Genomic DNA, 12,827 nt, shown 5'->3' on the forward strand with positions numbered 1-12,827 from the left:
CTTCGCCTGGACCAAGACCGCCGACGAGATCCTCGACAAAGTCGCCGCCTACTGCCACCGAATCTCTGACTCAGGTCACTAGGGCGACTTGGTCTCCGCGGCAGAGGTACCGGTGCCCGGCGTGAGCTGGTCATGCCTCCCCAGCGCCGTGACCTCGCGTTCGAGGGACGGAACGGCACGGGCCGCGAAGCGCCTCGCCCATGGCCAGGCCAGTGGCGAATTCAGCGCTGCCTTGGCCCAGTTGGCCACGACGACCGCGCGTGGGACGTACACGCGGCTGCGGCGGCGCACGAGCCCGTCGACGATCGCGGCAGCCGCCCGGTCGGCACTCGTGGTGACATTGCCCGGGTAGGGAAGCCGGTTGCGCAGGCCCTGGAACGAGGGGAGGTCCACCTCGGCGCCCCGGACGAGATCCGTGTCGATCCAGGAGGGGTGCACCAGGCCGACCGTGACGCCGAGGTGCGCCACCTCCTGGCGATAGGTCAGGGCGAGCAGCTCGGCCGCGGCCTTGCTGGCGCCATAGGAGGCCATCGCCGCCAGCGGCATGAAGGACAGCGCGGACGCCACAACCAGCACGTGTCCCCGGCTGCGCTCCAGATGGGGCGTCACGTACTTGAGGGTCCGGAAGACACCGTTCAGATTGATGTCCAGGACCCGCTCGAACGACGCCTCGTCCGTCTGTCGCACGGTCCCGTACGCCACGACGCCGGCATTGGCGACGACGAGATCGATGCCGCCCATGACCCCCGCAGCCTCGTCGATCGCTGACCGCAGAACGGTGCCGTCGCGCACATCGGCCTCGCGCCAGGATGCGGCGGGGCCCAGATCGCGGGCGAGGTCACGGAGCCGATCGGGCTCGAGTCCGATCAAGGTCACCTGAGCGCCTCGGGCGATGGCCAGGCGGGCCACCTTCTCGCCGATGCCGCGTGCCGCTCCGGTGACAACCAGCTTTCTGCCCAGCAAGTCACGTTTCATGGCGGCAACATAACTTCGTTATTTAATGAGCGCAAGATGTCGCGTGTAGGAACTGTCGCCGCTCCACCTGCTGGGTCTCACGACTGGACGAACCTATGCTGACTGTCATGAGGCGGACATCCTTTGCGCACTGGCCCTGTTCGATCGCGCGCACCATGGACTTGCTCGGGGACTGGTGGACGCCGTTGGTGCTGCGTGAGGCGTTCTACGGGATCCGGCGGTTCGACGCGTTCCAGGTGTCACTGGGGATTGCGCGCAACACATTGACGGACCGGTTGCGCCGGCTGGTGGACGAGGGGCTGCTGGAAAAACGGCCGTACCAAACGGAGCCGGTTCGGTACGACTACGTGCTCACGGAGAAGGGGCGCGACTTCTACGGTGTGCTGCTGGTGATGAACCGGTGGGGGGACCGCTGGCTGTCCGGTGAAGAGGGCCCGCCGGTAGTCATGCATCACGAGGTCTGCGGACAGGAAGCCCATGCCGAGGTGGTGTGTTCTTCCTGCGGCGAGCAGATGACCGCGGAGAACACCAGTCCTCGGATGGGCCCCGGCTATCCGCCACATCTGGCCGAACGGCCGGATGTGCGGGAGCGTTTCGTCGGCTGACTCAGCGGCTCTGCCGGGGCCGCGTTTCCCCTTGACATGTGAGTCTATCTACGCAACTTTACTGGTCACGTCTGGTCATGGGAGTTCTCGGATCGGCATGGAGGCTGCAGGAACATGGAGTGGACAGGCGCGCGCTATGCGGACAAGCCGACGGTGGAGGTCCGCACCTGGATCGCTGCTCCGCCCGAACAGGTGTGGACGCTCGTGTCCGACATCGAGTTGATGCCGCGTATGAGCTCCGAGCTGCAGTACGTCGAATGGCTGGACGGCAGGACCGCCCCTGCTCTGGGAGCCCGGTTCATCGGCCGGAGCAAGCACGAGGCACTCGGGGAGTGGACCACCACATCCCACATCGTCGAGTACGAGCCGCCGAGGCTGCTTGCCTGGGGCGTCGAGAACCCGCAGAACCCAACGGCGATCTGGCGGTTCACGTTGGAGCCGCAGGGCGGTGGCACTCTGCTGAGCGAATGGATGCAGATGGGGCCGGCCCGTTCGGGCCTCTCCTTCGCCATCGATCGCATGCCGGAGAAGGAGCAGAAGATCGTCTTCGTGCGCATGCGGGAGTTCGAGGCCAACATGACCATCACCCTCGAAGAGATCAAGAAGCTGGCCGAGAGGGCCCAGCCCGCGGGCGAGGCGAGGCTCTGATGCGTACCTCCACCACGATCGAAGCTTCCGGGAGCGACTGGCGGGAGATCGTCGCCTATGTCACCGAGGCGGAGAAGCTCGGTCTCGACATCTGCTGGGTGGCGGAGGCGTGGGGCTCCGAGGCTCCCTCGCCGTTGGGCTACCTCGCGGCGAAGACCGAGCGCATGCTCCTCGGATCCGGAATCATCCAACTCGGCACCCGCACGCCGATGGCCATCGCCCGCGCCGCGATCACACTGTCGCAGATCTCCCAGGGGCGCTTCCTTCTCGGACTGGGCCCCTCCGGGCCGCAGGTGATCGAGGGGCTGCACGGCGTGCCCTTCGCCCGGCCGCTGGTGCGGATGCGGGAGACCGTCGAGATCGTGCGGGAGGCCGCCGCGGGCGGCAAAGTCTCCTACTCAGGACAGGAGTTCCAGATTCCACTGCCGGGCGCGGAGGCGAAGCCCATGCGTCTGTCGATGCGTGCCGAGCATGACATTCCGGTCTACCTCGCCACTCTCTCGCCGAAGATGCTGCACCTGACCGGTGAGATCGCCGATGGGTGGCTGGGCACCAGTTTCGTGCCCGAGGGCGCCAAGGAGGCGTACTTCGACCACCTGGACCAGGGCCTGGCCACCGCCGGTCGCGCCCGTGCCGACCTCGACATCTGCCAAGGTGCCGAGGTCGCCTTCGCGGACGACGAGGACGCGCTGAGCGCGATGGTGGCCGGACGCAAGAAGGAACTGGCCTTCAGCCTCGGCGGCATGGGTTCCGCGACCACGAACTTCTACAACAACGCCTACAGCCGCCAGGGTTGGGCCGAGGTGGCGGCCGAAGTCCGGACACGTTGGCAGGCTGGGGACCGGGACGGCGCGGCCGGCTTGGTCACCGACGAAATGGTCCTGGCGACCACTCTGATCGGAACCGAGGCCATGGTGCGCCAACGGCTGCGTGTGTGGCGCGACGCCGGTGTGGACACCGTACGTTTTTATCCGGCCGGAGAGACCCTCGACGCTCGGCTCACCACTCTCGGCCGGGCCATCGACCTGGTCCGTGACATCGAGGACGAGGCGGCACGGTAGCGGCACGGCCGGGTGCCGTCGAGGAGTGCTGTTGCAGGCGTTGGTCGACGTCAACCGTGCGCGCTGACGCCGTCCGCCGCCAGGCCCGACATCAAAAGGGTGATCGTGTGGAACGTCCTGGCCAGGGCGTCCTCCCGGTCCGCCGCGGCGGCGATGATCTGGTTGCCCTCGCACAGGACGGCCAACAGCAGCCGGGCGACGGTGGCGACCGAAACGTCCGGTTCCACGTCACCGCGTTCGGCCAGGACAGTCAATAGCCGTTCGATCGGCGGCTGGGCCACCGTGTCGTTGATGTGCCGGTACTGCTCCACCAGCACCGAGGGCGCCTGGGCCATCAGCTCTCGATGCAGGGGATCGTCGATGGTCCGCCGCAAGAAGGCGTGCGTGAGGTTCGACACGGCGGTCAAGGCAGGCTCGCCCGGTGTCGCACGGATCGCCTCGGACGCCGCGTCGGCGAGCGCTCCGACCCGTTGGAGCAGCTCCGTGTAGAGCTCGGCGAACATCGCCTTCTTGTCCGAGAAGTGGTGGTAGAAGGTGCCCTTGCTCACTTGCGCCGCCGCGGTGATGGCCTCGACCGACGTGTCCGCGAACCCGTTGTCGACGAAGAGTTTGCGCGCGGCCGCCACCAGGTCCGCCCGGGTCTGCTCCGCATATAGCTGTCGTCGGTTTGGCCCTCTCATGTTGACCATCGTATATTCAATGACCTGAAGTCAATGAATGACTCGTGGTCGGTCAATGGTCGTCGTGACAGTGCCCTCCGGAAGGCAGACGTAGCCGTGGAAAAGCGCAGAATCTTGTTGCTGGGTGCGACGGGGTACACGGGGCGGCGAGTTCTCAGGGAACTGCTCGCTCGAGGTGAGAAGCCGACCTTGGTCGGGCGAAGCCGAACGAAGATGCTGACCCTGGCCGACCGCTTCGAGGCGGAACTGCCGGTGGCAGAAGTGGACCTCACCTCTTCCGCCCACCTCACGCGCCTTCTGGGCCCCAGCGATGTGGTCGTCTCCACGGTCGGGCCGTTCATGCAGCTGGGCATGGCCACGGTCACGGCTGCCGCGCGGGCGGGAGCGCGCTACTTCGACTCCACGGGGGAGGGCCCCTTCGCCCGCCGGGTCCTCCTTGAGCTGGACTCCGTCGCGGCCACCCGGGGAGCGACTCTCGTGCCCGCGTTCGGCTACGACTACGTGCCCGGCAATCTCGCCGGCGCCCTGGCCCTGGAACAGGCGGGCGAGCGCGCATGCCATGTCGAGATCGGCTACTTCATCACCCGTTCGGGGCGCGGAAGTGAGCTGCATTACCGGAGCACCCTGCGCGACTCCTGGGACCTGACCACGGGTGGCACGCGCCAGACGCTGGTCGCCGCGGCGGCCGAGGACGGGTTCGCCTACCGCTCTCCACGCCTTGGAGCCTCTTCCCGACTGGTCGACGAGCGGGCCGCCAAGCGTGTCCTCACCTTCCGCTACGCCGGTGTGCGACGCCCGGCCATGACCGTCCCGGGCACGGAGCATCTCGGCCTGCCTGAGGTCTTCCCTCAGTTGGAGAGCGTCGAGGTGGGGATGGGCTGGCTCGGGCGGTGGACGCGTCCGGTACAGATCGCCGCCATGCTCCAGGCGCCCTTGCTGAGGTCGGCGAAGGTGCGGGCTGCTCTGACGCGGTGGTCCGGGCGGCTCCCGGGAGCACATCATGAGCCGGACACCGACGGCCGTTCCCTGGTGATCGCGGTCGCCCGCGACGGCCACGGTCGTCCCCTGGCCACGACGGCCCTCACCGGACCCGATCCCTACGAGATGACGGGCTCCCTCCTGGCGTGGGGCGCAGTCCATGCGGCGGCGCCGGATGCCGTCCTCAAGCCCGGTGTGCACGGTCCGGTCGCGGCCTTCGGGCTCGACCCCCTCAGGCTCGGTGCCGCCGAGGCGGGAGTACACGAAGTCGACGGGGCGTTGGCCCGTCGGTGATCGCTGCGCGGGCATGGATCACGGCATCGGGGCGTTGAACCACCGCGACTGAGTTGATGAACAGGTTGTGCGATCGGGAGCGAGTCGGCCACTGACGTGCAGTCGACCGTCCCAGTGGAAAGTGAAGGTCCATGGACGAGCAGGGTGAGCACTTCGACGTCGTCGTACTCGGCGCGGGCCCAGGTGGGTACGTGGCCGCCATCAGGGCCGCCCAACTGGGCAAGCGCGTAGCGGTCGTCGAGGAGAGGTACTGGGGCGGCGTCTGCCTGAACGTGGGCTGCATCCCCACCAAGGCCCTGCTGCGCAACGCTGAACTGGCGCACGTCTTCACGCGCGAGGCGAAGACCTTCGGCATCAAGGTCGACGGTGAGGTCTCCTTCGACTACGGGGAGGCCTTCCGCCGTAGTCGGAAGGTCGCGGACGGCCGGGTCAAGGGCGTCCACTACCTGATGAAGAAGAACAAGATCACGGAAGTCGGTGGCCGCGGTACCTTCCTCGACCCGCACACGCTTCTGGTCGCCGACCACGACGGCAACTCCCGCACCATAGGCTTCGACCACTGCATCATCGCCACGGGCGCCACCCCGAAGCTGCTACCCGGCACCAAGCGCAGCACGCGCGTGGTGACGTACGAGGAGCAGATCCTCGCGGAGGACCTCCCGCAGTCGATCGTCATCGCGGGTGCCGGCGCCATCGGCATCGAGTTCGCGTACGTCCTGCACAACTACGGTGTGCAGGTCACGATCGTGGAGTTCCTGGACCGAGTCGCTCCCCTCGAGGACGCCGAGGTTTCCGCCGTACTCGCCCAGCAGTACCGAAAGTTGGGCATCGACGTACTCACCTCGACCCGTGTCGAGTCGATCGATGAGTCCGGGCAGCAGGTCCGCGTCACGGTCACCGGAAAGGACGGTGCCCGCCAGGTCCTGGAGGCGGACAAGGTCCTCCAGGCGATCGGCTTCGCCCCGAACGTGACCGGGTACGGCCTGGAGAACACCGGCGTCAAGGTCACGGAGCGCGGCGCCATCGATGTGGACGAGCGCTGCCGTACGTCCGTTCCGCACATCTACGCCATCGGTGACGTCACCGCGAAGCTCATGCTCGCGCACGCCGCCGAGGCGATGGGAGTGGTCGCCGCTGAGACGCTCTCAGGCGCGGAGACCATGGAGCTGGACTACGACATGATCCCGCGCACCACCTTCTGCCAGCCGCAGATCGCCAGCTTCGGCTACACCGAGGAACAGGCGAGGGAGCAGGGTTTCGACGTCCAGGTGGCCCAGTTCCCGTTCACCGCGAACGCCAAGGCTCATGGCCTGGGTGATGCGACCGGCTTCGTGAAGCTCATCAGTGACGCCAAGTACGGCGAGCTCATAGGCGCTCACCTCATCGGCCCGGACGTCACCGAGCTGCTCCCCGAACTGACGCTGGCCCAGCAGTGGGACCTCACCGTCCATGAGGTCGCCCGCAACGTCCACGCCCACCCCACCCTCGGCGAGGCGGTCAAGGAAGCCGTCCACGGCCTCGCGGGCCACATGATCAACATGTAGCAGGCGCTGCCCTCTCGAAACGCGACGTGAGTATGGGCTGGGTGGTCTGCCGCGTTACCGACCTGTGCGCGAGGCAGTTCCGTGGCGTCAGAGGATCCTGTGGCATCAAAGGACGACCTCGTCGCCAATGTCGCCAACGTCGTCGCGGAGGAGCTACGCACGCAGGCGGCGAGGTACGGCACTCTGCGGCCCGGCTGCCCGGCTGCCCGGCCGCCCGGGACTCGAGGATCTCGTTCGCGACTATCTGTCGCCCGAGCACCGGGACCAGCGCGGCGTCGGATGTCCCTCCGCCGCCCTGCTCGACGACATCGACCGCTGCGCGGACGCGACCAAGCAGGCCTGGGTCGCTGCAACTGTCCCGCGCCGCCTTCGACTCGAAGCTCGCCGTTGAGGTCCTCGAGAAGGGCATCGAGAACGCCCTCGCGTTAATGTGCTGAGCAGTGCGGAATCAGGCCGGATCGACGAATATGTCGAGCGCGAGATCACCCTCGAAGCCGGCAGGGCTGTAGACGGACAGGTCGGTGACGCCCTCGTCCGACAGGACCTCGTCGTCGATGAACAGGTTGCCGGTGCACTTCCGCGCGTCACGCGTGACGACGGCGTACGCGGCGTCGGCCATGATCTGTGGGCTGCGGGCCTGCCCGGCGCCACCGACCACATTGCGTACAGCAGCTGTGTCGATCAGGGTTCGCGGCCACAACGAGTTGGCGGCGATACCGTCGGCGGCGAGCTCCTCCGCGAGCCCGATGGTGCACAGACTCATGCCGTACTTCGACAGCGTGTAACCGAGATGCTTCCCCACCCAGTACGGCGCGAGGTTCAACGGCGGGGAGAGCGTGAGGACATGCGGATTCTCCGCCTCGCGCAGGTGCGGGATAGCGGCCTTGCTCAGCAGGAACGTGCCACGCGTGTTGATGTCCTGCATCAGGTCGTACCGCTTCATCTCCAGCTGCTCCGACGACGACAGGTCGATCGCGCTGGCGTTGTTCACCACGATGTCGATGCCGCCGAACGCACTGACCGCCGCGTTGACAGCGGTGCGCACATCGACCTCGTTTCGGACGTCACCGATGACGGCCAGCCCCTTGCCGCCCGCCCGCTCAACCTCATCGACAGCGGTGTGCACCGTGCCTTCCAGCTTCGGGTGCGGCACCGCGGTCTTGGCGAGCATCACCACGTTCGCCCCGTCGCGGGCCGCGCGCAGGGCGATGGCGAGTCCGATGCCGCGGCTGCCTCCCGACATCAGGATGGTCTTGTCGGCCAGCGTCTGTGTCATGGTCGAACCTCCAAAATAGATTGCCGAGCTAATGGTACGTGATGCTAATGATATCTTCCCCGTATGACTTCCACTCCCACACGCCAGATCGACCGGCTCTACCGCGAGCTCCTCGCCCCCAAAGAGACACAGTCCGTTCGCGCTGCCGTGCGCCGGATCGCGGAGCACGAAGTGGCTCCGCACGCCGTGGCGATCGCGGGGGGCGACGAGCGCACGGACGGCTTCCCCCGGCATGTGTTTGACGGGCTTGCGTCGGCGGGGGTCTTCCGGATCCCCTTCCCCGGCGAGGTCGGCGGCGACGGTCTGACCCACCCGGCGACCGCCACCGCCGCGGCCATCGAGGAACTGGCCTACTACTCCAGCAGCGTCGCGGCCGTCTTCGATGTGCACTGCATCCTGGCGGGCAACGCCCTGCGGCAGGGCACCGAGGAGCAGCAGCAGCGATGGCTGCGAAAGGTCGCGGAGGGCTCAGTGGTCGGCGCGTTCGCCACCACCGAGCCGAACGCCTCAAGTGACCTGTCCCCGCAGGCGGTTCAGACCGAGGCGATACGCACCGAGGCCGGCTGGGTGCTGAACGGCCACAAGCGGTGGATCTCCAACTCGCCCGTCGCCGGGTTCGTGGTGGTTCTCGCCCGCACCGGCACCCGGCTGAGCATGTTCATCGTCGACACGGCACTTCCCGGAGTGGAAGTCGGCCTTCCCGACCGCAAGATGGGCAACCGCGGCCAGCTCACCGCGGACATCCGCTTCACGGATGTGCACCTGACCGACGACGACCTCCTCGGTGGCGCCGAGGGACACGGACTGCGCCATGCGCTGTCCACTCTGACCTACGGCCGGATCGGCATCGCGGCTGCCGGGGTCGGCATGGCGCAGGCCGCCTTCGACCACACCGTGGCCCACCTGTCGACGCGACACGCCTTCGGCAAGCCGGTGGCCGCCAACCAGCACTGGCAGTTCCTGCTCGCCGAACGGGCCACCGAGATCGAGAACGCCCGCACCCTCTACACCAAGGCCGCCCTGCGCCTGGACACCGGCAACCCGTCCCCGGAACCTGAGGCCGCGATGGCGAAGCACTACGCCACCAAGCTGTCCGTGGACATGGCACGCGACGCCGTCCAGGCCTTCGGAGGCCTCGGCTTCGCGCGCGAACTGGGCGCCGACGGCACTCCCGGTCCCGTCGAGGCCATCTACCGGGACAGCAAGATCGGCGAGATCTACGAGGGCACCAACGAGATCCAGAAGTGGGTCATAGCCCGGCAGATCTTCGGTCGGGCCATCGTCGGCTGACGCCCCCGCTCACGCCCTGCCCCACGCCCGTCTTCCGCGCATGGAGATCCCTGCCATGGTCCAGCCGCCCCGGGCTCTCTCGTACGATGGGCCGAGACCATACGTATGACTAACCATGGGTGGGATAAACGATGTCCGAGGCTCCGCTGGTACCGGGGACAGTGGCCGAACACACCATCTGCCTTCTGGTGAAGCTCGGACAGGTGGCGTTCAAGATCGCAGAGGACGGTATCGCTGGGACTGGTCTGCGGGTGCGGCACTACAGCGTCCTGCAGGCCCTGGCGGACAACGGGGCGATGCCGCAGCTGGCACTCGGCTCGTTCCTGCGAATCGATCCGGCGACGATGGTGACGAGTCTTGACGACCTGGAGCGGGCAGGATTTGCCCAGCGGACACGCGATCCACAGGACCGGCGCCGGTATGCCGTCGATATCACTGACGGCGGGCGCAAGGTCCTGGCCGATCTCAACCGCGCGCTCGTGGATCTCGACAGCGAAATTCTCGCAGACCTGGGCACCACGGAACGGCACTCGCTTCACGTCCTGCTGGGCAGCCTCGCGGGGAGTCCCGCTCTGACCTCTCTGTTCGACACCGTCCGGGAGCAGACCGGCGCTAAACGGGCATAGACGGTAGAAGGTCGCCCAGGTTGGAGTGGTATACCCCGGTCCTGGCGGAGTCGGGTTGCCGGAACGCTGATCATTGCAGCCGGCCGTCGAGAAGTCCTGCGCGCCCAGATCGAGCACTTCACCGCCGCAGGCAGAGAATATTTGGACCCCGCCGTCATCCAGTGATCGGTTCCCCACGGCTCCACCCAGAGGCAGCCGAACTGCGAAGCCGCGTCTTCAATCGGACCGCACATCGTTCCGAGAGACCGAGCAGCCTTCAGGAATTCCGAACGTCCATCATCGAGCTCCGCACCTCCAGAACGAGATGGAGTCTGCTGGCCAGGGGCGCAGGGTCTCATCGAGGCATAGGGGAACTCACGGGATGTCGCACACTGGGCGCAGAGGCACAGCAGATGGGCCGGGCTGAAGGTAGGCTTGGTGGTCGGTTGTCAGGGACGCTTGCGAGTAGCTGGTCCCTCAGCTCCATCGGCCCCCTCGTTCAGCGCTTGGGCGAAGTCATCGGCGTATTCGCTGACGCGCTGAAGGATGCGGAGTCTGGCGCCTCTGCGGTTGCTGGGGGTCTGCAACTTTCCGATGGCGGAGACCAAGGGCTTGGTACTTTGCCTCGCTCTGCGAAGTGCTTCGATCGATGGGCTGTGCAGATGGTCGCCCTGGTTGACGCGAGCCCACACGAGCGCGGTTACCGCAGCCCCCCACGAGGTATTCTCCCTGGCCATGCGCAGGACCAGGGCGCGGATCGACCGTAGGGTGCGCGGGCGTCCGCGTCGCCTGGGTACGCAGGTTGCGGCATGGCGCCGCCTGAGCAGTTCGCGATGCCAGTGCAAGATGGTCTCGGGGCGGACCAGCAGCAGAAGGTGCCGCAGTCTGTCTTTGGGGAGGTGGTGGAGCAGGCCGGCGAGGATGGCGCGGTCAGTACTGCTCCCCGCACCGGCGGGGATGGTCCCGGCACCAGGGCCAGGGCGCCGGTGCCGCCGATCTGCTCCCCCGCTGATCTGGAGGCCCCGCGCAAACAGCGGCACACCGTGCGGCGGATCGTCGCGCAGATCGAGGAGGAGTTCGGCGAGGCGATCCCGTATCCGACGGTCCGGGACTTCGTCGCGGTCCGCCGCAAGGAGATCGCAGCTCAGGCGGGGGCGCCCGTTGAGGCATTCGTGACCCGGCACAACGCGCTCGGCGCGGATGTCGAAGTCGACTTCGGAGACGTCTATGTGGACCTGGCCGGCCAGCGCGCCCGCTGCTATTTGTTCGCTTTCCGCCTGGCCTTCTCGGGCAAGGCCGTGCACCCGCATCTCCCGGTCGTGCGGTCAGCAGGCGTTCTTCGAAGGCCACGTCCACGCGCTGCACACGCTGAACGGAGTGCCAGCCGGGCAAGTCAGCACCGGAGCTCGCCGGAGAGGCTTTGGTGTCCTCGGAGGAGGGCTCGGGGTGGGTGCAGGCGGTTGCGGTTAGCAGCAGGCCGGAGAAGACGAGGCCGGTCAGGCGGCGGGCACGGTGCATGGAACTCCCGTCAGGTGATGCTCATCAGACCATCTGGACCTACCCACATCCCGCACGCTGGCCAACCAGCAATCCACAAAACTCCACCAATTCGAGGAGCGTCCGGTGTTCGTGGCCATGCCGACTGCGGCCGATACAGTGTTCAGTATGAGTGGCGATACGCAGCGGGTGACCGTGGCCTGGGGGCGGATCGAGACGTGGCTGTGTGAGCACGCTGTTGCTTCGGCTGATTTGCTGCGCTCTCCGGTTGGCGAAGCCGATATCGCAGCGGCGGAGGTGGTCATGGGAGTGGAGCTCCCGGCGACGCTCGCGGCCTGGTATCGGGTCCATGACGGTTTCGATGAGGGCCATGGTGCTGGGATTTTGCCGGCCGGCATGGCGATGTTGCCGCTCGCTGACTTGGTGGATGAGTACCGGATGCATACGCGGGACTGGGAGCGGGAGGTCGGCATTCTGCCGTTCGCGCGGAAGGCTGGGGACACCTGGTCCGGCTGGTATGTGGACGCGCGTAGGGGCGAGCCCTCCTACGGCGACTTGGGGCATTGGTCGGTCGACGGTGGAGACGATCTGTATCCGTTGGGGCGGGGTGGTTGGCCGCTGGTGGACTGGCTGGACGAGATTGCTGCGGCGCTGGAGGAGGGCCGGTGTCTGCACCGGCCGGATGGAACGGACGACAGGCACGACTGGCCGGTACTGACCGGCAGCCAGGGGCTGACCTGGATTGATCCCAGGGATCCACGGCTGTTTCCCGACGGGATGATCAAGCCCGACGGTCCTCGTTAGGGCTGGTGGCCCGGGAGCGCGTGGGCCCCTGGACCACCAGCTAGTCGTTTACGGCTTAGGGACGGTGCACTTCACGGTTGCCTTGCTGGCGTCGCAGTGTTCGAACTCGGGGAACTTGACCCAGTACTCGTCGGTGTCCAACAGGTGGTACTTGCCCGCGGCGGCGAAGGAGCCAGGGAAGCTGGCCATTGAAGTGGTGTTGATCCAGCTGCATGCTGGAGCGCCCGCAGACCTCCTGCCACGTGGGACCAGCCTTGCGCTCATCGTCGTACAGGTGCCATTCGCCTTGCCGGACACGAGTGGCATAGGTCTGCACGCACGCATCTCCGCTGGCGACCTCGTTCAGTCCGCCCAGGGACTTTGGCATGCCGCCGCTGTTGTACGAGGCGGCGTACGCGAACTCGTCACACGACGCCGTGTCGTTCGGGGCGATCTCCGTCACAGCGGTGGTGTCTGGATGCCCGTTCTTGGCTGCCCAGCTCAACGGTGTCGGGCTCGAAAAGTCATCGCTACTGGTCAAGCGGCGTAGTGGTACTCGTTGATGGGGCCGCCGAGGACGCGTGTGCGCAG

At 66.9% G+C, this 12,827-nt stretch carries 12 protein-coding genes and 1 pseudogene; 8 read left to right on the forward strand and 5 right to left on the reverse strand.

Translation table 11 applies throughout. From position 1 onward, the window contains the following. Positions 1-78: 78 nt before the first annotated feature. Complete coding sequence (locus tag EEJ42_RS40475) at positions 79-975, reverse strand: SDR family oxidoreductase (RefSeq protein ID WP_123107142.1); 897 nt, start codon at positions 973-975, stop codon at positions 79-81. A gap of 107 nt (positions 976-1,082) precedes the next feature. Here EEJ42_RS40475 and EEJ42_RS40480 point away from each other — a divergent pair, with 107 nt between their 5' ends. From EEJ42_RS40480 to EEJ42_RS40490, 3 genes are all read left to right on the forward strand, one after another. Next, the gene (locus EEJ42_RS40480; protein ID WP_123107151.1) at positions 1,083-1,580 is read left to right on the forward strand and encodes a winged helix-turn-helix transcriptional regulator; all 498 of its coding nucleotides are present in this window, start codon (positions 1,083-1,085) and stop codon (positions 1,578-1,580) included. 114 nt (positions 1,581-1,694) lie between these two features. Further along, a complete protein-coding gene (locus tag EEJ42_RS40485; RefSeq protein ID WP_123107143.1) occupies positions 1,695-2,228 on the forward strand; it encodes an SRPBCC family protein in 534 nt (177 codons plus the stop codon). Beyond that, positions 2,228-3,289, forward strand: a complete 1,062-nt coding sequence (locus EEJ42_RS40490) for an LLM class flavin-dependent oxidoreductase (RefSeq protein ID WP_123107144.1) — start codon at positions 2,228-2,230, stop codon at positions 3,287-3,289. Before EEJ42_RS40485 ends, EEJ42_RS40490 begins: the two co-directional genes overlap by 1 nt. A 50-nt stretch (positions 3,290-3,339) precedes the next feature. On the opposite strand, the gene EEJ42_RS40495 is transcribed toward EEJ42_RS40490, so the two are convergent. Continuing rightward, on the reverse strand, positions 3,340-3,969 hold the full coding sequence (locus EEJ42_RS40495) for a TetR/AcrR family transcriptional regulator (protein WP_184503502.1): 630 nt from the start codon (positions 3,967-3,969) through the stop codon (positions 3,340-3,342). 33 nt (positions 3,970-4,002) lie between these two features. On the opposite strand from EEJ42_RS40495, the gene EEJ42_RS40500 reads away from it, so the two are divergent. After that, positions 4,003-5,241: a saccharopine dehydrogenase NADP-binding domain-containing protein gene (locus tag EEJ42_RS40500; protein WP_123107146.1), complete on the forward strand. Its 1,239-nt coding sequence runs from the start codon at positions 4,003-4,005 to the stop codon at positions 5,239-5,241. Between the two features lie 131 nt (positions 5,242-5,372). Then, complete coding sequence (lpdA, locus tag EEJ42_RS40505) at positions 5,373-6,785, forward strand: dihydrolipoyl dehydrogenase (RefSeq protein WP_123107147.1); 1,413 nt, start codon at positions 5,373-5,375, stop codon at positions 6,783-6,785. A gap of 448 nt (positions 6,786-7,233) precedes the next feature. On the opposite strand, the gene EEJ42_RS40515 is transcribed toward lpdA, so the two are convergent. After that, a complete protein-coding gene (locus EEJ42_RS40515) occupies positions 7,234-8,061 on the reverse strand; it encodes an SDR family oxidoreductase (protein ID WP_123107148.1) in 828 nt (275 codons plus the stop codon). A 63-nt stretch (positions 8,062-8,124) separates the two neighbouring features. Here EEJ42_RS40515 and EEJ42_RS40520 point away from each other — a divergent pair, with 63 nt between their 5' ends. Both EEJ42_RS40520 and EEJ42_RS40525 read left to right on the forward strand, forming a co-directional pair. Continuing rightward, the gene (locus tag EEJ42_RS40520; RefSeq protein ID WP_123107149.1) at positions 8,125-9,351 is read left to right on the forward strand and encodes an acyl-CoA dehydrogenase family protein; all 1,227 of its coding nucleotides are present in this window, start codon (positions 8,125-8,127) and stop codon (positions 9,349-9,351) included. Between the two features lie 131 nt (positions 9,352-9,482). Next, the gene (locus EEJ42_RS40525) at positions 9,483-9,977 is read left to right on the forward strand and encodes a MarR family winged helix-turn-helix transcriptional regulator (RefSeq protein WP_123107150.1); all 495 of its coding nucleotides are present in this window, start codon (positions 9,483-9,485) and stop codon (positions 9,975-9,977) included. A 689-nt stretch (positions 9,978-10,666) separates the two neighbouring features. Here EEJ42_RS40525 and EEJ42_RS40530 read toward each other — a convergent pair. Next, positions 10,667-10,915 (reverse strand): annotated as a pseudogene (locus EEJ42_RS40530) (integrase); the annotation flags it as partial. A 664-nt stretch (positions 10,916-11,579) separates the two neighbouring features. Between EEJ42_RS40530 and EEJ42_RS40535 the strand changes: the two are divergent. Beyond that, positions 11,580-12,257 (forward strand): SMI1/KNR4 family protein, encoded by a 678-nt coding sequence (locus tag EEJ42_RS40535; protein ID WP_246097673.1) that lies wholly within the window; start codon positions 11,580-11,582, stop codon positions 12,255-12,257. A 48-nt stretch (positions 12,258-12,305) separates the two neighbouring features. On the opposite strand, the gene EEJ42_RS53465 is transcribed toward EEJ42_RS40535, so the two are convergent. Continuing rightward, a complete protein-coding gene (locus EEJ42_RS53465; RefSeq protein WP_246097674.1) occupies positions 12,306-12,446 on the reverse strand; it encodes a hypothetical protein in 141 nt (46 codons plus the stop codon). Between the last annotated feature and the right edge of the window lie 381 nt (positions 12,447-12,827).

The organism is Streptomyces botrytidirepellens (assembly GCF_003721215.1).
In the GTDB taxonomy this organism is placed as follows: Bacteria; Actinomycetota; Actinomycetes; order Streptomycetales; family Streptomycetaceae; genus Streptomyces; species Streptomyces himastatinicus.